The 20257-nt window shown below is 36.9% G+C and carries 21 protein-coding genes; 14 read left to right on the forward strand and 7 right to left on the reverse strand.

Annotated features, from left to right (window positions below):
- Window positions 1-61: 61 nt before the first annotated feature.
- Genes CSE_RS02180 through CSE_RS02190 form a run of 3 tightly spaced genes read right to left on the reverse strand, consistent with a single transcriptional unit; the run spans window position 62 to window position 3338 of the window.
- Complete coding sequence (locus tag CSE_RS02180; protein ID WP_014453000.1) at window positions 62-1045, reverse strand: ornithine carbamoyltransferase; 984 nt, start codon at window positions 1043-1045, stop codon at window positions 62-64.
- Between the two features lie 9 nt (window positions 1046-1054).
- Entirely contained in the window at window positions 1055-2251 is a 1197-nt protein-coding gene (locus CSE_RS02185) for a YgeY family selenium metabolism-linked hydrolase (protein ID WP_014453001.1), read from the reverse strand.
- A 4-nt stretch (window positions 2252-2255) separates the two neighbouring features.
- Window positions 2256-3338: a carbamate kinase gene (locus CSE_RS02190; protein WP_014453002.1), complete on the reverse strand. Its 1083-nt coding sequence runs from the start codon at window positions 3336-3338 to the stop codon at window positions 2256-2258.
- A gap of 128 nt (window positions 3339-3466) precedes the next feature.
- Here CSE_RS02190 and alaS point away from each other — a divergent pair, with 128 nt between their 5' ends.
- From alaS to miaB, 14 genes are all read left to right on the forward strand, one after another.
- Entirely contained in the window at window positions 3467-6049 is a 2583-nt protein-coding gene (gene alaS / locus CSE_RS02195) for an alanine--tRNA ligase (protein WP_014453003.1), read from the forward strand.
- Between the two features lie 2 nt (window positions 6050-6051).
- Window positions 6052-6495, forward strand: a complete 444-nt coding sequence (ruvX, locus tag CSE_RS02200; protein ID WP_014453004.1) for a Holliday junction resolvase RuvX — start codon at window positions 6052-6054, stop codon at window positions 6493-6495.
- Between the two features lie 11 nt (window positions 6496-6506).
- Complete coding sequence (gene mltG, locus CSE_RS02205) at window positions 6507-7433, forward strand: endolytic transglycosylase MltG (protein ID WP_269446126.1); 927 nt, start codon at window positions 6507-6509, stop codon at window positions 7431-7433.
- Window positions 7434-7658 carry a hypothetical protein gene (locus CSE_RS02210; protein WP_014453006.1) on the forward strand — a complete coding sequence of 75 codons (225 nt, stop codon included), beginning with the start codon at window positions 7434-7436 and terminating at the stop codon, window positions 7656-7658. It begins immediately after the preceding gene.
- A gap of 1 nt (window position 7659) precedes the next feature.
- Window positions 7660-7959: a radical SAM family protein gene (locus CSE_RS02215; RefSeq protein ID WP_014453007.1), complete on the forward strand. Its 300-nt coding sequence runs from the start codon at window positions 7660-7662 to the stop codon at window positions 7957-7959.
- A 254-nt stretch (window positions 7960-8213) separates the two neighbouring features.
- Entirely contained in the window at window positions 8214-8384 is a 171-nt protein-coding gene (locus CSE_RS08400) for a hypothetical protein (RefSeq protein WP_014453010.1), read from the forward strand.
- 87 nt (window positions 8385-8471) lie between these two features.
- Window positions 8472-9500 (forward strand): L-threonine 3-dehydrogenase, encoded by a 1029-nt coding sequence (tdh, locus tag CSE_RS02220; RefSeq protein ID WP_014453011.1) that lies wholly within the window; start codon window positions 8472-8474, stop codon window positions 9498-9500.
- A 17-nt stretch (window positions 9501-9517) separates the two neighbouring features.
- Window positions 9518-10699, forward strand: a complete 1182-nt coding sequence (locus CSE_RS02225; RefSeq protein ID WP_014453012.1) for a glycine C-acetyltransferase — start codon at window positions 9518-9520, stop codon at window positions 10697-10699.
- Window positions 10696-12057 (forward strand): bifunctional UDP-N-acetylglucosamine diphosphorylase/glucosamine-1-phosphate N-acetyltransferase GlmU, encoded by a 1362-nt coding sequence (glmU, locus tag CSE_RS02230; protein ID WP_014453013.1) that lies wholly within the window; start codon window positions 10696-10698, stop codon window positions 12055-12057. Before CSE_RS02225 ends, glmU begins: the two co-directional genes overlap by 4 nt.
- Window positions 12050-13015: a ribose-phosphate diphosphokinase gene (locus tag CSE_RS02235; protein WP_014453014.1), complete on the forward strand. Its 966-nt coding sequence runs from the start codon at window positions 12050-12052 to the stop codon at window positions 13013-13015. Before glmU ends, CSE_RS02235 begins: the two co-directional genes overlap by 8 nt.
- Before the next feature lie 47 nt (window positions 13016-13062).
- Entirely contained in the window at window positions 13063-13731 is a 669-nt protein-coding gene (locus CSE_RS02240) for a 50S ribosomal protein L25/general stress protein Ctc (RefSeq protein ID WP_014453015.1), read from the forward strand.
- A gap of 66 nt (window positions 13732-13797) precedes the next feature.
- Window positions 13798-14574, forward strand: coding sequence for a TIGR00282 family metallophosphoesterase (locus CSE_RS02245; RefSeq protein WP_014453016.1), 777 nt, complete (start codon window positions 13798-13800; stop codon window positions 14572-14574).
- Complete coding sequence (locus tag CSE_RS07850) at window positions 14559-15641, forward strand: tRNA nucleotidyltransferase/poly(A) polymerase family protein (protein ID WP_014453017.1); 1083 nt, start codon at window positions 14559-14561, stop codon at window positions 15639-15641. Before CSE_RS02245 ends, CSE_RS07850 begins: the two co-directional genes overlap by 16 nt.
- Before the next feature lie 13 nt (window positions 15642-15654).
- The gene (gene miaB, locus CSE_RS02255) at window positions 15655-16896 is read left to right on the forward strand and encodes a tRNA (N6-isopentenyl adenosine(37)-C2)-methylthiotransferase MiaB (RefSeq protein WP_172633857.1); all 1242 of its coding nucleotides are present in this window, start codon (window positions 15655-15657) and stop codon (window positions 16894-16896) included.
- Between the two features lie 596 nt (window positions 16897-17492).
- On the opposite strand, the gene scpB is transcribed toward miaB, so the two are convergent.
- Genes scpB through CSE_RS02275 form a run of 4 tightly spaced genes read right to left on the reverse strand, consistent with a single transcriptional unit; the run spans window position 17493 to window position 20210 of the window.
- Window positions 17493-17984: an SMC-Scp complex subunit ScpB gene (scpB, locus tag CSE_RS02260; protein ID WP_014453020.1), complete on the reverse strand. Its 492-nt coding sequence runs from the start codon at window positions 17982-17984 to the stop codon at window positions 17493-17495.
- On the reverse strand, window positions 17953-18579 hold the full coding sequence (locus tag CSE_RS02265; RefSeq protein WP_014453021.1) for a segregation/condensation protein A: 627 nt from the start codon (window positions 18577-18579) through the stop codon (window positions 17953-17955). Before CSE_RS02265 ends, scpB begins: the two co-directional genes overlap by 32 nt.
- Complete coding sequence (trpS, locus tag CSE_RS02270; RefSeq protein ID WP_014453022.1) at window positions 18576-19553, reverse strand: tryptophan--tRNA ligase; 978 nt, start codon at window positions 19551-19553, stop codon at window positions 18576-18578. Before trpS ends, CSE_RS02265 begins: the two co-directional genes overlap by 4 nt.
- Window positions 19554-19568: 15 nt before the next feature.
- Window positions 19569-20210 carry a site-2 protease family protein gene (locus CSE_RS02275; protein ID WP_014453023.1) on the reverse strand — a complete coding sequence of 214 codons (642 nt, stop codon included), beginning with the start codon at window positions 20208-20210 and terminating at the stop codon, window positions 19569-19571.
- Between the last annotated feature and the right edge of the window lie 47 nt (window positions 20211-20257).

Here is a 20257-nt window from a genome sequence, read left to right on the forward strand (position 1 = left end):
CATGAAACTAAAAATTGGGGCTCAAGTGAGCCCCAAACGGTTGTAGTTTAAGTTTTTATTTTTACATAGTTAGTGCAAGGATTGCCTTTACCGTGTGAAGCCTATTTTCTGCTTCATCGTAGATAACAGAGTGAGGACCGTCTATAACTGCATCGGTTACTTCAAATCCTCTGTCTGCAGGTAAACAATGCATGTAAATTGCATTCTTCTTTGCAAGACTCATTCTTCTTTCATCTGCAATCCAATCCTTGTATTTTTCCGCAATTCTCTTCATCTCTTCAAAGTTGTTCTGAGCGTAAACATATGCACCCCATGACTTTGGATAGACAATGTCTGCATCTTTGAACGCTTCATCCATATCATGGACAACTTCGAATTTTACGCCTGCTTCCTCTGCGTTTCTTCTTGCAATTTCCATTGCTTCAGGAAGAAGTTCAAATTCAGGTGGCATTGCAAGAGTTACATCAAGACCAAACCTTGGCATTGCCATGATGAGCCCTTGCGGAACTGCAAGTGGTTTTGCGTGGCTCTGCGCATAAGCCCAGGAGATAACAAACTTTCTTCCTCTAAGTTCGTTATTGAATTTTTCTTTAATTGTCATTATATCTGCAAGGATTTGAAGCGGGTGATCCCAATCTGATTCAAGATTTATAACGGGGATAGATGCCCACTTTGCAACCTCTTCCATATATTTCTGTCCTACGCCAAGATAGATATCATCTCTAATTGCAATCCCGTGACCGTATCTTGAAAGGATTATACCAATTTCCTTTGCAGTATCACCATGGGAGATTTGGGAGGATTCTTCGGTTATGTAATGTGCGTGTCCGCCAAGTTGTGTCATCGCTGCTTCTGTTGAGTTTCTTGTCCTTGTTGACTTGTCTTTGAAGATCATAAACAAAGTTTTGTAAAGAAGGTATGGTGTTGGCTCTCCAAGTGCAAATTTTTGCTTTAGTTCAAAAGCAAGGTTGAGTGCTTGCTCGAGTTCTTCAAGTGTCCAATCGTTTGTTGTTAAGAAATCTCGCCCTTTGAGTTTGCTATTCATAGTTGCCTCCTATCCTAATTTTTCTTTTAGATTAAATGGCAATAAGGCATAAAATGCCGTCGCCTTTGGAAGATCTGATACTCTTACGTATTCATCAACTGCATGCGCAAGCCATTCGTCACCAGGTCCAAAACCAATGGAAGGAATATTAAGTCTTCCCATCGAAGTTACGCCATTTGTTGAGAAAATCCAACGAGAAATTTTTACCTCTTCACCCGGTCTAACTTCTTTTGCAGTTTTGAAACCTGCTTGTACTAATGGATGTGACTCCTCAAGTACCCATGTTGGGAAGTATTTTTCTTGAGTTATTACACGACCTTTCCATGACTTTGCTTCATATGTGAGGACTCTAACTTCGGAATTCTTTGGGTCTGCAAGTGCAGATTCAATTTCCTTAAGTGCAGTTTCTTTTGTTTCGTTAACTGTGAGTCTTCTATCGATAAAAATCCTTGATTCATATGGAACCGAGTTAATTGATGGTGCTTTTGATTCAATGTGAGAAACAACTGCAGTGCCTTTTCCAAGGAATGGATCTTCCTTGAAGGTTTTTGTAAGTTCCTCGATATTGAGGACTGTTCTTGCCATTTTGTAGATTGCATTATCACCTTTATCTGGGTGTGCAGCATGTGAGGATTTTCCTTTAACGATAACTTCTAATTCGACTCTTCCCCTATGTCCACGGTAGACATCAAGGCTTGTTGGCTCTCCTAATACAACAAAATCCGGTTTCAAAACCTCCGTAAATGTGTGATACATTGAAAGTCCGTCACAATCCTCTTCCTGAACTGAGCCCATCACATAAACACTTACATTTTCAGGAATACCAATTTCTTTTAGGATTTTTGCACCGTAAATCATGCAACCAATTGCAACCTTCTCATCTGATGAACCACGGCCATAGAGTTTTCCATCCTTTATAACACCCCCAAATGGATCAACTGACCAGTTTTCCTTATCTTCAGCCCAAACAGTATCGATGTGAGCATCGTAGAGAATTTTTACAGGGCCAGATCCAACTCTTCCAATGATATTCCCTGTTTCGTCGATAATAACTTCGTCAAAGCCTAATTCCTTCATCTTTTTTTCGAGAAGTTCTACAAGTTTACCTTCTTCACCTGAATAGGATTTTGTCCTTACGATGTCCTGAGCAAAGGCAATAATCTCAGGCTCATACTTTTTTACGAGTTCTTCGATTTTTTCTTTCATTTTATCACTCCCTTACGATTGTTGTTCCTGCTTTTCCTTCAAGTGTTTCAAGATATTTTGATGTAAGTGAAATGTATGCTTTCTTTCCGCCACCTTCGAGGAACTTAATGCATGCAAGAATCTTTGGCCCCATACTTCCGGGAGGGAAGTGTCCTTCCGCATAAAGTTTCTTTGCTTCTTCAAGTGTAAGGTATCTTAGATCAACCTGGTTTGGTTTTTGGTAGTTTAGTTTTGCACCATCTTCTCCGGTAAAAATCGTCAAGGTTACATCAAGATCTTCTCCGTGCTCTTTTGCCCACTTAATAAGCATTGTTCCAAGAAGTGCCGATGCAAGATCTTTGTCGATAACCGCTTCAACTCCACGGTAAATTTTAGCATTCTTTCCGTCTTTAAAGATTATCCCGTAGTTAGCGCTATAGTTTCCTTCTTCGTCAGGCTCAACTTCCACAACAGGAATACCACCGCCACCAACGGTTATAGGGATAAATCCTGCCTCAATTGCATTAACAATTGCTTCAAATTCAACAATGTCAAGCGGTTCAGGTGATGGGACAACCTTTCTCCAAATTTCGTTTCCTTTGTCATCTTTCTTGTAGAGTTTCATAACCCAGCCGTCTTTTTTCATTCTTTCTTCTGCTTCTTCCTTAGTGTAAGATGGGCCAATGTATTTGGTTGGGTTTTGGAAGCCTGGATCGTTTTTGTCCACAACAACCTGAGTTACGATTCCAACAATTGTTTTATAAATTCCTCGGGCTCTTAATTCGTTTCCTAAGATTTGAGCAATCATGTAGCCCATTGCACCTTGAGTGTCGGAACCTGCAACATCCAAAGGAATTGGCGGCAGGATTGGTCTTGAATACTCGCTTCTTAAAAACACATTTCCAACCTGAGGTCCATTTCCGTGTGTGATTACGTAGGTGTCGTTTGGAAATGCTTCTACAATCTTTGCGATGTGCTTTGATGTTTCGTGAGTTCTTGCCCACTGCATCGCAATATCGGGTATAATGGGCTTTCCTTTTTCGTCAGTTAAGCCAACAGGGGAAACCTCATTTCCACCAAAAGCAAAAATTCTTACTTCCTTTCCCATAGATTTCTCCTTTCCATAGTTTTTTTAACAATATAATATTGTAAAGATTTTTTAAAAATAGTCAAATGATGTATTTGATAAAGATCGAATATCTGTTAAAATAAAAAAATTGAATTGCGAGGTGAAATATGAATAGTAAGGAGATAAGAGAAGGTTTTTTAAAATATTTTGAAACCAAGGGGCACTTGAGACTCAAGAGTTTTTCGTTAGTGCCACAGGATCCTACACTTCTCTTTACAGCGGCAGGCATGGTGCCATTAAAGTCGTATTTTCTTGGGGAGGAAATTCCACCTTCAAGACGTATAACAACAGTTCAAAAGTGTGTAAGGACTAACGATATTGAAAATGTAGGCAACACTCCAAGGCACCACACATTTTTTGAAATGCTTGGAAACTTCTCTATTGGCGATTACTTTAAAGAAGAGGCAATTGCCTTTGCGATGGAATTTATCCTTGACTTCTTGAAATTGCCAAAAGAAAGGCTCTGGGTTACGATCTATAAAGACGACCTTGAAACAAAAGAAATTTGGAAGAAGCACGGCATTCCAGAAGAACGAATAATTCCACTTGGCGAAGAGGATAACTTCTGGATGATGGGGCCTGTTGGTCCGTGTGGTCCATGCTCGGAAATTTATTACGATAGAGGTGCTATAAACGAAAAAGAAGAGCACGAACTTCCAGGGTCATCAGAGCGTCGATTTCTTGAATTTTGGAGCCTTGTTTTTACTCAATATGACAGGCAAATTGATGGCACATTAAAGCCTCTTCCAAGGAAAAATATCGATACAGGAATGGGGCTTGAAAGGATTACCAGTATCATTGAGGGTGTTGATTCAGATTTTGAAACGGATCTATTTATGCCGATCATTGAGCATATCGAAAAGTTATCAGGTGTTTCATACAAAAATTCAGATAGGTCGATTCGTGCGATGCGTGCAATTGCAGACCATGCAAGGGCTGTTACCTTCCTTATCGCAGATCATGTTATACCAAGTAATGAAAAGCGTGGTTATGTTTTGCGAAGGCTCATTCGAAGGGCGATGCTTTTTGGACGTTCGATAAATCTTACAGAGCCGTTCCTTTATAAACTTTCAGAAACTGTTTCAAACCTTATGGGTGACATTTATCCAGAGGTAAAGGAAGATCTTTCTTATATTCAATCAGTTTTAAAGGAGGAAGAAACAAAATTTAATACAACCCTTAAAGATGGTCTTTACTACCTTGATAATGTAATAGAAGATTACAAGAAAAAAGGTGAAAAAGAAATCCCAGGAGATGTTGTATTTTACCTATATGATACTCTTGGTGTGCCTGTTGAAATTACAGAACTTGCACTCAAAGAAGTTGGCTTTACGTATAACAAAGAGCGCTTTGAGGAACTTCTTGAAAGTCAAAGAGAAAAGGCAAGAGCATCATTTAAAGGAAGTGAAGCATTCCTTGAAAGAGTTTCTTTTGGTGCAGTGAAAAATGCTGTTGGGTCTGTTGAATTTGTCGGTTATGAGACACTTGAAACAGTTGCAACACTTAAGTCAATTATTGTTGATGGAAATATCGTTAATAGTGCAACTGACACAGATGGAATCCTCGTGTTTGATAAAACTCCATTTTATGCAGAGAAAGGTGGCCAGGTTGGAGACACGGGAATTATAAAGGGAGAAAATTTTGAATTCGAAGTTTATGATACGCAGGCACCTGTTGAGGGACTCACTGTCCATATCGGGAAACTCAATGGGTCTACAAAGGTGGGAGATATTGCTTCACTTTCAGTTGATGCATTGCGAAGGCAAGCAATAAAGAGAGCACATACTTCAACTCATATCTTGCAGGCAGTTTTAAGAAAGCATTTTGGGGAAAATATAATGCAACAAGGCTCCGAAGTAAAAGATGACGAATTTAGGTTTGACTTTAATTTCCAAGGAACATTCGAGCCTGAAGAACTATTCAGGATTGAAAAAGAAATTAACGAAATTGTTTTGAAAAATAAAAAGGTAAATGTTCATGTGATGCCTTTTAATAAGGCAAAAGAATTTGGTGCACTTGCATTCTTTGAAGAAAAATATGGCGATGTGGTGCGTGTTATTGAAGTTGAAGGTGTAAGCAAAGAATTATGCGGTGGCACGCACGTTTCAAATACAGGTGAAATTGGTCTTGTTGTGCTTATGCAACCAAAGACCGTTGCATCCGGAATAAAAAGAATTGAAGGCCTCACGGGCCTTAAGGCTTACGATTTCTTGACAAATAAGAGAAAACTTATAACCGTTCTTGAAAATTCACTTAAAACGCAGGAAGACAAACTCGTTAGTAAAAGTGAAGAAATTCAATCAAAGGTTAAGGAACTTGAAAAGGAACTTGCAAATCTTAAATCCAAACTCCTTGAAGGCGTAATCAGGAATCTCGAAGAGACGCTAAAATTTAAAGGGACACCTATTTATGTTTATGACTTTAAAGAGGGTACCCTTAATGATCTAAGAAAGGCCTACGATTTATCTAAAAAATACTTAAAAGAAGGGTCTGTTATTTTTACATCTAAATTTAATGGCACTTCGTTTATCCTTGTAGGAAGCCTTGATGATAAGTTATCAAGTCTTGAGATTCTTGAGATGATTAAAGAAGTAGTTTCCTTAAAAGGTGGTGGAAACGAACGTATCGCACAGGGAAGTTTTGATGGTATTATAGAAATAGAAAAAGTTATAAACATATTAGGTGGGTGATTTTGGAGGAGTTAAAACCAATTTTAGCACTCGATGTTGGAAACGTTAATATTGGTGTTGCAATTTCCGATAAGGAACATATTTTTGCAATGCCTTTGGCTATCATTAAAAGAGATGGTTCGGAAATAGATGCGATAAAGAATATTATTGAGGAAAAAAGTATTGAGGAAGTCGTTGTAGGTCTTCCTAAAAACCTTAATGGCACGATTGGACCACAAGCAAATATTGTTCTTGAGTTTTTAGAAAAACTCAAGGAAGCACTACCCAATATAAAATTTGTTACATGGGACGAGCGATACACGAGTGTTATTACCCATAAGATGCTTAAATTTCAAGGAATTCGCTCCAAAAAAGAGCGTAAGATAAAGGATAAGTTTGAGGCACTATTTATCCTTGAAAGTTATCTTGAATTTTTAAGGAGGCAAAAACGGGAAGAAGAAAGTTAATAATCATTGCGTTGGTTTTGGCGATGGCGGTTCTTACGATATTAACATTCTCGTTTTTTGAGCCGTTTTTTATTTTTAAAACTGCTAAAACCATCGGACTTGATAAGGGACTATCCCCAAAAGAAATTGCATTTACCTTGAAGGATGAAGGTGTTCTTTTAGAGCCGTATTCCTTTATTTTCTGGTCAAAGGTGCTTAATTATGACTCAAAATTGAAGAGTGGCATATATGATCTTACGCCTGTTTCAAATATGAGCGAACTTTTTTTGGCGCTTTCAAAAGGAGGGCGACCAAAAGAGATAAGTATAACAATTCCTGAGGGCTTTACATCCATAGATATTGCAGAGCGCCTCAACAAAAATGGTATTGTAAAGGATAAGGATTTATTTTTAAAATTCATCAAACCTTACGAAGGCTATCTTTTTCCTGATACTTATAATTTTTATGAAGATATGCAGTATGATGCAATCTTAAAAAAGTTTTTGGATAGATTTAATGAAGTTGTGCCCAAAAATTATGAAGAACTTGCAAAGAAAAAAGGCCTGACCAAAGAACAAGCGATAGTTCTTGCATCAATTGTTGAAAAAGAGGCAAAATTTGACGAAGATAGGCTTCTTGTTGCATCGGTTTTTTTAAATAGACTTTCAATTGGAATGCCACTTCAAGCAGATTCAACAATCCTCTATGCGCTTGGCACACATAAGGAGTGGCTTACAAAGGAAGATTACCAGATTGATTCTCCATACAACACGTATAGGTACGCAGGGCTTCCACCAACTCCTATCTGTAATCCGGGGCTAAAATCGATAATGGCAGTAGTTGAGGCACCAAAAACTGATTATTATTATTTTATGACAACACCTGATGGAAAGGCGATTTTTTCGAAGACACTTGCAGAGCATGAGGCGAATCTCAGAAAGTATTATGGAGGCACATGAATGGAAGACTTAAATGAAGTAAAGAAAAGAGAAGTGGTTCGAAGGATAAAAATGAAAAAAGAGTGGATCTGGTTTGTGCAGGCAATCTTTGAAGATACTCACATGGCTGCAATTACCCTTGGTGACTCTGAGAGTCTAACATTTTTTTACGACAAAAAGAACGAAGACTTCATAAACGAATATTTGTCAAAAATTTTTGCGTTTTTAGAAAAAGAAGATTTGTAATTTGAAAAAAATTGTTTATGCAAAATCACCTTTGTCGAAATCAAGGATTGCAGAGTACAACATTAACCCATATCTTGGTTGCACTCATGGGGGTAGGTATTGCTATGCTTCGATGATTATTGAGAGGTTTCACAATAAAGATGAAGTATGGGGGGAATTTGTAGATGTGCGAATGAATACCCCTGAAAACATTCTTAGAGAACTCAAAAATAAAAAAAGTGCAGATATTTATATGTCGTTGATGACCGATTGTTACCAACCGATAGAAGAAAAATATCAAATTACAAGAAAACACTCCTAAGCATCCTTAATCTTGAGAATACACTTTTTCACGATAAGTTCTCTATTACTATTCAATCAAAATCAAGCCTTGTTTTAAGAGATCTTGATACTTTAAAGCAATTTAAAGATATCACATTGGGCATAACCATCACCACTTTGAATGAACAAATTTCAAAAATTTTTAAGAATTGAGCATCAAGTCCATTTGAGAGGCTTAAAACCTTTGAGGTTCTTAACAAAAATAGGATTAAAACGTATGCATTTTTTGGGCCAATGCTTCCAGGAATTTCAATTTCATACGATAAAATCCGTGAGATTGTACAGGCGATATTCGAAACCGGAACAAAAGAGATTGTAATTCCTTATTTAACGACTGCTCATGGTTATACAGGAAAAACTTTTAAATTAAAGATTAATAGACATTATCTTTCAAAATGCTTTTAAAAAATCAAAAAAATAATAGAATATAATTTGGGAAGATGGGGATTAATTTTTAATGTTGAAAAGTGGCATGAAAGGAAGGAGGCTTCGATGAAAGCGGTATTAAAAAAGGAAAGGGATGTTGGTTTCGTGATTGAAGATGTTCCGATGCCTAAAATTGGAGATGATGAAATTCTTGTGAAGGTTGAGGTTGCCTCGATCTGTGGAACTGATGTCCATATATACGATTGGAATGAGTGGGCACAAAATAGGATTAACCCACCACTAATTGTTGGACATGAGTTTGCAGGTGTTGTTGTTGAAAAGGGCAAGGAAGTAAAGCGTATTAATATTGGAGACTTTGTCTCCGCTGAGACCCATATCTATTGTAATCACTGTGATATGTGCCTTATGAACCACAGGGAAGTGTGTAGAAATCTAAAGATCTTAGGCGTCGATACAAATGGTGCATTTGCAGAATATGTAAAGATTCCCGAACGTGTTGCATGGGTGAATCCAAAGGAAATTCCACATAAATATGCTTCAATACAAGAACCACTTGGTAATGCAGTTGATACAGTGCTCTCAGAGGATATCTCTGGGAAAACCGTACTTATTACAGGTGCAGGACCAATAGGACTTCTTGCAATTGGAGTTGCAAGGGTGTTTGGTGCAACAAAAATAATCGTATCAGACCTTTCAAACTATCACCTTGAAATTGCAAAAAAGATGGGTGCAGATGTGGTTGTTAACCCAAAGGAAGCAAACCTTAGGGAAATTGTTCTCAATGAAACTAACGGTCTTGGAGTTGATGTTGCACTTGAGATGTCTGGTGCGAAATCTGCACTTTCCGATGCTCTTAAACTTACAAAATTTCTTGGGAGAGTTTCACTTTTAGGACTTTTTGATAACAATGTTGAAATCAATCTTACGGACGATGTGATTTTCAAGAAATTGCGAATCTATGGAATTACAGGAAGAAGAATTTTTGAAACATGGCAAATTGTTTCAGATTTGCTTAGAAGCAAAAGACTAGATGTGTCTCCTGTAATAACTCACGAGTTTAAATTGGAAGAAGTGGAAAAAGGCATAAAACTCATGAAAAGCCATCAATCAGGAAAAATATTACTACATCCATAGTTTAGGAGGTGAGCATAATGGATAAATTCGAATTTATGCGAAAAGAACTTGATGAGTTAAAAGAGAAAGGGACTTACAACACAATACGTGTGCTCGAAAGTGCACAAGGCCCTTGGGTTGTAATAAACGGGAGAAAAATGCTCAACCTTTGTGCGAATAACTATCTTGGACTTATTACCAATGAAGAGGTTAAGAGTGCTGCAATCGAGGGTGTGAAAAATTTTGGAGTTGGTGCAGGTGCCGTAAGGACAATTGCAGGAACACTTACGCTCCACGAGGAACTTGAGAAAAAACTTGCCGAGTTTAAGCATGCAGAGGCAGTAATACTTCTTCAATCCGGAATTCTTGCAAATATTGCAACAATACCTCTTGTTGTTGGAGAAGGTGATCTCATATTCTCCGATGAGTTAAACCATGCTTCAATTATTGATGGGTGCAGACTAAGTAAGGCAACAATTATTCGATACAAACACCTTGATATGGCAGATTTGAAAGAAAAACTTGAGGATTACAAGGACTATAACGTTCGAAAACTCATTGTTACAGATGGTGTATTTAGTATGGACGGAGATATTGCCCCTCTCCCAGATATTGTTGAACTTGGAGAAAAATATGGTGCAATAACAATGGTTGACGATGCTCACGGTGAAGGCGTGCTTGGTGACCATGGAAGAGGAATTGTTGATTACTTCCATCTTGAAGGCAAAATTGATATTGATGTTGGCACTCTTTCAAAGGCATTTGGTGTTATTGGCGGATACGTTGCAGGCAATAACACCCTCATCGAATACATGAAACAGAGGGCTCGTCCTTTCCTGTTCTCAACGCCATTATCACCTGCAGATACTTCTGCCCTTATAAAGGTTGTTGAGATCCTTTCAAAAGATGACTCACTTGTTAAAAAACTATGGGAGAATGGAAATTACATTAAAGAACAATTCAAGTCATATGGTTTTAACATTGGGCATTCGCAAACACCCATTACACCTGTAATTATAGGTGAAGAAAAAACGGCTATGGAATTTAGCAAAATGCTCTTTGAGGAAGGAGTTTTTGCACAAGGTATTGTTTATCCAACCGTTCCAAAGGGAACTGCAAGAATTAGAGTTATGGTTTCTGCTGCTCACACAAAAGATGACCTCGACTTTGGTATAAAAAAGTTTGTTGAAATAGGAAGAAAATTAGGAGTGGTTAAATGATAACAGGGGTTGTCTTAGGTGCTGGAATCGGCAAAAGGATGCACTCAAAGTTGCCGAAAGTGCTCCACAAAATCTGTGGAAGAGAAATGATTTTTTATGCAATTGATTCTATAAAAGAAATAGTAGATAACGGGTTAATCGTTGTGATAAATGAAGCAATACCAAAAGAGATTTTTGAAGGCTTTGAAGTAAGAATTCAAAAGACACCGCTTGGAACAGGTGATGCAGTAAAGGTTGCAATAGATGGTTTTGATACAGACCTTGTTCTTATAACAACTGGAGACAACCCCCTTTTCGAGAAGGATGATATCCTTGGTTTTTACAATTTCTTTAAAGAAACAAATTCCGACATTGCATTCATTTCAGCCGAGGCAGAAGATCCAACAAACCTTGGGAGAGTTATAAGGAAGGGAGATGAGTTTATAAAAATAGTAGAGGAGTCTGATGCATCTTCTGATGAAAAAACGATAAAAGAAATTAATACAGGAGTATATATCTTCAAATTTAGTTATCTAAAAAGTCTTCTTAAAAAACTTTCTAATGCAAATGCACAAGGCGAATACTATCTTACCGATACACTTTCTTTAGCAAAAAGCGAAGGACTCAAAGTTAGCGTCTACAAATTGCCGAGAAAATTTCCAATTTATGGTGTTAACAATAGGTTTGAACTAACGATTGCAGAAAAAATCATTCAAGAGAAAATTTTAAAAAAACATATGCTTAATGGAGTTACGATACACAATCCCGAAACTCAAAAAATCGATTACTTTGTTGAAATTGGAAATGACACAGAAATTCTTCCGGGATGTATCCTCGAAGGTAAAACAAAAATTGAATCTGATTGCGTTATTGGACCATTTACACAAATTGTTGATTCACATATTTCAAGAGGAAGTTCTGTGAAACAATCAGTTGTTCTTAATTCTTATGTAGGAGAAAACTGCACCATTGGACCTTTTGCCTATGTGCGACCTGAAAATATGCTTGTTAAAAATGTAAAAATTGGCACTTTTGTTGAAGTGAAAAAATCCAAGTTTGATGAAGGAGCAAAAGTGCCTCACCTTTCCTATATTGGAGATGCAACTGTTGGAAAAAATGTTAACATAGGAGCAGGCACAATTACTTGTAATTTTTCAGGCCTTGAAGGCAACAAGAAAAATCCAACATACATTGAGGATGATGTGTTTGTTGGTTCACACTCAACTCTTGTTGCACCACTTGTAATTAGAAAAGGTGCATATACTGCTGCAGGTTCAGTTATAACTCAGGAAGTTCCAGAGGATTCTCTTGCTATTGCAAGAGCACAACAGGTTAATAAAATAGGTTGGGTGAAGAGGAGGAAGGGGCAAAATGGTTAAAGAAATCCTTTCAATGGATGAGGTGAAGATTTTTACAGGCAATTCAAACGTGCCTCTTGCAGAGGCAATTGCTTCCTACTTAAACATGAAGTTAAGTCCTGCAATTGTTTCAAGATTTCCAGACGGGGAAATACAGGTAAGATGTCTTGAATCGGTAAGGGGTAAAGATGTTTTCATAATACAATCAACGCAAACGCCTGCCGAAAATTTACTTGAATTACTCATTATGATTGATGCTGTAAGACGTGCCTCTGCAAGGAGCATTTCTGCAGTAATTCCATTCTTCGGGTATGCAAGACAGGACAGAAAAACAAAATCAAGGGAACCAATTTCTGCAAAACTTGTTGCGAATCTCATAACAACAGCAGGTGCAACAAGGGTTATTTCAGTAGACTTACACGCAGCGCAAATTCAGGGATTTTTTGATATTCCTGCTGACAATCTCACAGCGGTATTGCTCCTTGGAAAATACTTTCGAGAAAAGAATCTCGAAAACCCAGTGGTGGTTGCTCCAGACGTGGGGGCAGTACAGAGAGCAACTACATTTGCACAGGAAATACCACATGCAACGCAAGCAATTTTTGTGAAAAAGAGATTAAGTCCTGAAGAAGTTGAAACTTCAAGGCTTATTGGTGAGGTGGAAGAGAAAAGTGTAATCCTTGTTGATGATGCAATACACACTGGAAACACCCTTATAAGTGCAGCAAAAGAGGTATTGAGACGTGGTGCAAAAGAAGTTTATGCAACGGCGACTCACGGAATATTTGCAGGTGATTCTCTCAAAAATCTTGAAGAATCCCCAATTAAGGAAATCGTAGTAACTGATACATTGCCTATTTTGAGTAGGCCATATTTACCTCAAAAAGTAAAGGTGTTAAGTGTTGCACCACTCATTGGCGAAGCGATAAGAAGAATTGTAATGCATGAATCTGTTTCTGAACTTTTTGAAAAAAAGTAATTTTTGATATAATATATGGCTAAATTGTTTATTGAGGAGGAATAGATATGAAAAGAGTTTCCATAAATGCAGAAAAAAGAGAAGTGACAACAAAGGGCAATAACAACAAATTAAGGCAGGATGGAAAAATCCCTGCGGTAGTATATGGTAAAATTGTTGATACTTTTTATGTTGCAGTAAATTACAAGGAATTTACAAAACTTGAACGTGAGGTTGGCCGTTCTGCAATTTTTGATTTAAATATTGATGGTAAAGTATACCCTACAATTATAAAAGAAGTGCAAATTGATCCAATTAAGAGAAATGTAATTCATATTGATTTTGAAGCGGTTGATCTTTCGAAACCTGTTTATACAACTATTCCTATTACCTTTGTAGGTGAAGCAGTAGGTGTGAAGAAGGGTGGCATTCTTGAGCCATCTCTCCACGAGATTGAGGTTGAAGGTCTTCTTACGGATCTTCCAGACAAGATTGAAGTTAATGTCTCGAACCTGGACATTAAGGATGTTATTTACGTGAAAGATTTGAATCTTGGTGAAAAAGTAAAAATTTATTCTGATCCAGATGCTGTTATTGTATCTGTTGTTACGCCTACGATAGAGGAAGTTGCAGCACCTACACCTTCTGAAGGAGAAGCGCAACCTGCCACTGTTAAGGCTGAAGCAAAAGGTGAGACAAAGCCTGAAGGAACCAAAGAAGGAACCAAGGAGAAATAGGGCTTATACGACATATTCTATTGGCTACCCATATTGTGGGGTAGCCATATTTTTTAAGGAGAAAAAATGAGGATAGTTTTCTTGGGAGATATTTTTGCAGAACCTGGAAGGACAGCCATAAAAGAAGGCCTTCCAAAACTTATTGAAGAGTATCATCCGCATATTGTTATAGCGAACGGAGAAAATGCAGCACATGGTGCTGGTATTACATATGAAATTGCACTTGAACTTCATTCATATGGCATTGATGTAATCACTGGTGGAAATCACTCCTTTGACAAAAAGGTGCTCTGGGAGAAATTTTCGCTTCTTCCTTATTTGTTGCGTCCTGCAAACTTTCCTCAAGGTGCATTTGGTAAAGGTTATGTTGTCATCGAAAAGAAAGATTTTAAAGTAGCAGTTTTGAACTTACAGGGGCGCGTTGAGATGCAACCGATTGACTCACCTTTTTCAGTAGGCGACAAAATAGTCGAGGAGTTAAGAAAAACAACACCATATATCATTGTTGACTTCCACGCTGAAGCAACTGCAGAGAAGGAAGCAATCGGCTTTTATTTTGATGGCAGAGTTTCTGCAGTTGTTGGCACGCACACGCATGTGCAAACGGCTGATGAAAGGATTCTTCCAAATGGTACTGCCTATATTACTGATGTAGGAATGTGCGGAGTTGAAGACTCTGTAATTGGTCTTGATAAAGAGGTTGCCTTAAAAAGATTTATTACAGGGATGCCTTGGAATTTTGAGCCTGCAAAAGGAAACGCCATTTTGAATTTTGTTGTGATTGACATAGAGCCATCAGGTAGGGCAACACAAATTCTAAGAGGAAAGTGGAAAAAGATTTAAGGAATATTGTTCTATTAATACCCCAAAGAATAAAAAACCTCTTTAATTTAGGTAGAACATATTTAGTTGGAGGTGCAATAAGGGATTTCTTGCTTCAAAAAGCGTTTTTCGACTTTGATTTTGTTATCCCGAAAGATGAGTTTGCCTTTGTTAGTGCAAAACTTGAAAACGAAAATCTTAAATATATTCTCTTAAATAGGGAAATGTTTCCACTGTATAGAGTTTTTCTTGACCACTTTACTTTTGATTTTACTTACTATGAGGATATTGAAAGCGATGTTCAAAAAAGGGATTTTACGATAAATGCAATCTATTTAAATTTAGGGAATTTAGAGATAATCTCTCATCCAAGTTCATTTGACGATATTAAAAATGGACTTTTAAGAGTGTGTTCGGGAAACTCAATAAAAGATGATCCAGTCCGTTTTATGAGGGCATTTAGATTTCTATCACAGTATCAGCTAAAAATTGAAGAGAATACAAAAAATATAATCAAAGATTCTAAAGATTTATACTTCGGTGTTAAAAGAGAGCGAGCAAGGGTTGAATTGTTGAAGTTCTTAAAGAACAATACTGATAATATTAAAAATGCGTTAATGCAAGTTTTTGATGATTTTGATTTTTCGTTTGCAAGCCGTATCCGTTATGGAGAAAACCTTCCGGAACTTCAAAAAAATTTAAATAAGGATTCAAAATACATTGATCTCCTCAAAGCCTACTTTCTGCGGTGCAAATATCCACAGTTTTTATTTGGCCTAACGGAAAAAGAATTAGAGTATATAAAATTTATGGATGTAATGGTTGGTGCAGATTTTAAAAGTCTCTTTGAGGCATTTTATCGAAAGAAGAATAAGTTTGAGTTTTTACTGTTGAATATTGTTGCAAATTTTGATGAGGAAGAGATCAAAAAATACATTGAAGTTGTAAGAGCGTGGAGGAAAACAAAAATAAAGTTTAGTGAAGTCGAAATGTTTGCAAGAGTAAACAATATTTCAATTAGTGATGCCTACAAGGAAGTTTTGAAGGGAGAGTTTAAGAAAATATATGAGAACATTTGCCATAGTTAATTTTGGGTGCCAGATGAACGAATACGAAAGTGAAAAATTTAGAGAGGTTTTCTATGACTTTGGATTAAGTGAAGTTTCGAATATTGAAGAAGCAGACATCGTCCTTTTTAATAGTTGTGCTGTGCGTGAAAAATCTGAGCAAAAACTCATAAGTTCTGTGGGATACGCTCGCTCTCTTTATGAAAAATTCGGAAGACCATATGTGATTGTGACAGGATGTGTTGCATCAATTAGAGAAAAACGAATCAAGGAAGTTGCACGTGATAGCCTTCTTGTGCTTTCGAAGGGTTATGAACTTATTTACGAACGTGTTGAAGAGTTACGAAACGAACTTTCGAAATACCTAAAACAATCTTCATCAGAGCGTATTAGTGAAGGTGGTGGAGTTTTTGCTTATGTGCCAGTTATTTTTGGCTGCAATAGTTTTTGCACGTATTGTATAGTGCCTGCAACCAAAGGGCGTGAAAAGTCAAGACCGTTAGAAGACATAATTGAAGAAGTTAAAAATCTTGTTAATTCAGGCGTAAAAGAAATTGTGTTGTTAGGGCAAAACATTAATCACTATGGCTATGATTTTGGAAACAAAAATGGTTTTATTGAACTACTTGAAGCAGTTAGTCGTGTGCCTAATTTAAAAAGACTACGTTATCTTACGCCACATCCTGCGTATTTTACGAAGGAACTTATTAAAAGGATGAGACAAGTTGAAATTTTAATGCCACATTTCCATTTACCAGTGCAATCGGGTTCAAACAAAATACTTTCGCTTATGAAGAGAGAATACACGCAAGAACAGTATCTTGGAATCATAGAAACAATAAAAGAGGAATTCCCAGAAGCTGCAATCACAACGGATATTATTGTTGGCTTTCCACAAGAAACAGACAGAGATTTCCTTGAGACCGTTGAACTTGTAAAAACTGTTAGGTTTGATAAAAGTTTCATTGCTGCATACTCAAAACGCCCAAACACACCTGCGGCAACGATGGATGGACAGATCGATACAAAGGTAAAAAAAGAACGCCTCAATTATCTTCTCAAAGTGCAAAACGAGATAAGCCTTGAAAAGAATAAGACATATATTGGCAAAACTTACGATGTGCTCGTCGAAAATGTTAGGGAAAACATAGCCTTTGGAAGAATTCCACAGGATAAACTTGTTATCTTTGATAATAGTTCTGAAGTGCGCCCAGGTGACCTTGTCAACGTCCTCATAACTGATGCCGACTTTATACATCTCAAAGGAAAAAGGTAAAGTTTTAAATCCACTACTTTTATCATTCAAAAGCCAGATGAGAGGAATCTCCTTAGTTTATATTAGAGGGGGACTTACGATTCTCCCCCTCTAACTCCCCCTAAAACAGAATACTTTTATTTTGTTAGTCATTCCGAAGTGGCGAAGCCACGAGGAATCTCCTCCTTTAATAGAAGGGGATTAACAAGGCTCCCCCTCTAACTCCCCCTGAAAAGAGGAGATGCCTCAGAAAGTCATTTCGGCATGACTACAAGATAATTGTGTTATTGGGGGAGTACTGAGGGGGGTATTTTACCTCCTCAGATTTTGAGTCATGTCGAGCGAAGCGAGACATCTCCTCAGTTTCATTAGAAATTGGCGCATCTCCTTTTCAACTAATTGAAATGATTATTTGGTGGTTTTGAGGGGAAAATGCTTTCCTCAAATTTTTAGAACTCTTTACATTTATTTTAGGTAATAACCAATTGAAGGTGGAGATGCTCTTTCTAACTTTTCTCCTGAAAAGTAGAAAACTCCCTTAAAAGTCTTCCATACAACACTGTTTGGGGCACTGAATAGGTGGGTCCATAAAAAAACTTCTCTGTGGACTACTTTCACTATAATTTGAATAGTTTTGACTCCAAATTTTCTCTGATGTCTTCGGGGAGCGTGTCAATAAATTTATTGGTTACCTTATAGTAGATTTTCCCTTCGAAGAATTCTTTTTCAATATAGCCCAGTTTTAGAAGTTCATTTATAACTCTTGTACTATTTACACCTCGAATTTTATCTATTTCATCTTTAGTTCTTTTCTTTTTAAGAATTAGTCCAATGACCTCAATGAGATTCCTTGATAAAGTTATCTTTTTCTTTTTAATGAATTTTTCAAAAAACCTTCGGTAAGTTTGATTTGGCACCATTTGAACTTTATTCTTTTCGAATGCAATATTTATACCTGTCCCTTTGAGGTTATTTTCAAGTTCTGAAAGAAGTTCAAGGATGCTTCCCTTATCAAGCCCGAGGGTTGATGCAATTTTCTCAATCTTTACAGGCTTAGGTGATACGAACAAAATTGATTCAATTGCGTAAAGATACTCTTCCCTCTTCATTGAGCCTCAAAATAATTGGTGAAAAATGATCTTCCTGTAATATTCTTAAAAATTTGTTTTTTGCAAGGATAAGCACGGCAAGAAATGTTGCAATAACTTCTATTTTTGAATTACATTCCTCGATTAATTTCTTAAAATCAATTTCTACAAATTGTGTAAGTTTTTTCTTGAGTTGTTCAATGATTTCAGCAACTGAAACCTGCTGCACGGGGATTGTTTTATTTTCATAGTACTTTTCTCTTTGGAGAACTTCTTTTACAATTTTCTCAAGACGTGAAACGGGGATCTCATTAGCTGAAACCTTTTCAACAAATGCTCTTTTTATTACTGTTTTTTCAACGGACTTTTCAAGCACATCAATAATATCGTCGATGTTTTCTTCTTGAAGCGTTTTCTTTCTTTGCTCTTTAAGTCCCAAAAGGTATAAAAGGAGTTCTGATTTTAATTCAAGGAGAGTTGCTAAAAGTAAAATCTTTTCGCTCAATTCAAAATCGTAAGACCCTTGAAGCTCGTTATCGATGAGTTCTAAAATTGAGATGCTTAAAAGGTAATTTTTGCTTCTTTTTGCTTCACCAACAATCTCCTCAAGGCTCATTTCAGGTTCATCTTTGTGAGTGCTTCTTCAAGTGTTGCATTTGCAACCAAAGATGCAGCTTTACTACCTTCTTCAAAAATATCCTCAACTTTATCAATCTCATTTTTAAGTTGTTCTCGTTTTTCTCTTATCGGCCTCAAATATTCATTCAATTTATTTGCAAGATTTCTTTTGCATGCAACACAACCCAGTTCGCCAGATCTACACTCCCTTTCAATATCGTTTACTTCCTCCTTGTTAAAAATCTTATGGTATGTAAATACATTGCACACTTCAGGGTGTCCTTTGTCATGAAGTTTAATTTTTTGCGGATCTGTAACTGCTTTCATTATTTTCTTTGTTGTATCTTCTTCTGTGTCTGAAATTTTTATATCATTTTCAAGACTTTTTGACATCTTCTTCCCATCAATTCCAGGGACATATGGAAATTCCGTAAGAAGGGCCTGTGGCTCTACAAAAAGTTCACCATAGAGGTAATTAAACCTTCTTACCATTTCTCTTGTCATCTCTAAGTGTGGTAATTGGTCTTTTCCAACCGGCACATATTTTGCCTTGTATAAAATAATATCAGATGCCATGAGTACTGGATACCCAAGAAGGCCATATGATGCATTTTCTTTTAGATCAAGGTCTCTTATCATTTCTTTTACTGTTGGATTTCTTTCAAGCCATGAAACAGGCACTATCATTGAAAGAAGCAAATGTAAGTATGTGTGTGCAGGTACCTTTGATTGGATAAAAAGGGTAGCCTTGTTTGGATCAACTCCTGAAGCAAGCCAATCAAGCATTACTGAGACCCTATTTTTCTTAAAGTCTTCCGTATGCTCGTAGTTTGTTGTAAGCACGTGTAAATCTGCGATAAAGAAATAGCTCTTGTATGTTTCCTGAAGTTTTTTGAGGTTGTCAATAACACCTACAAGGTGCCCTATGTGAAGTTCTCCCGTTGAGCGCATTCCAGTAACTACAACATCCATTGTTTGCCTCCTATCTTAAAAGTGAATTTTACTAATGAGGTTTAGCATTGGTGAAACTGTCTTCATAAAGAAATAATTAAACCTGAAAAATGGAATTGATATGACAAGCACAAGGAATATGATGCCATAATAATTTAATGTATCGTCGTAAAGAAACCTAAGTGGATTTTTCGTTAAAGCAAATATGATTTTTGAGCCATCAAGAGGTGGAATTGGTATGAGATTAAAAATTGCAAGGTAAATACTTAAAACAATAATGTACCTTACAAGTTCAACAAAGTATCCAAAGCCTGTTAGCACTATTGGATTAACGCTCATCCAGTTAAAAAGTGGGGCAAGCAAAAACGCAATGATGATATTTGATAAAGGTCCTGCAAGCGAAACAAAAATCATACCTTTTCTTAAGTTTCTTAAGGCTGTAAAATCAACAGGCACAGGTTTTCCCCATCCAAATCTAAAAATAATAAGGGCAAGTAGTCCTATTGGATCTATGTGTTTTAGTGGGTTTAGCGAAAGCCTTCCTTCTTCTTTTGCTGTTACATCGCCCATTTTGTAGGCAACGTAGGCGTGCCCAAATTCATGTATTGTAAGCACAATTAACACTGCTGGAATAACGTATAACAATTCATTTATATATTGAACCATATTATTCACCATTTTCTCATCTCCTAAGTTGTTTTGATATTATACTTAACAATTATACA

It is taken from the genome of Caldisericum exile AZM16c01 (genome assembly GCF_000284335.1).
Taxonomy (GTDB): domain Bacteria; phylum Caldisericota; class Caldisericia; order Caldisericales; family Caldisericaceae; genus Caldisericum; species Caldisericum exile.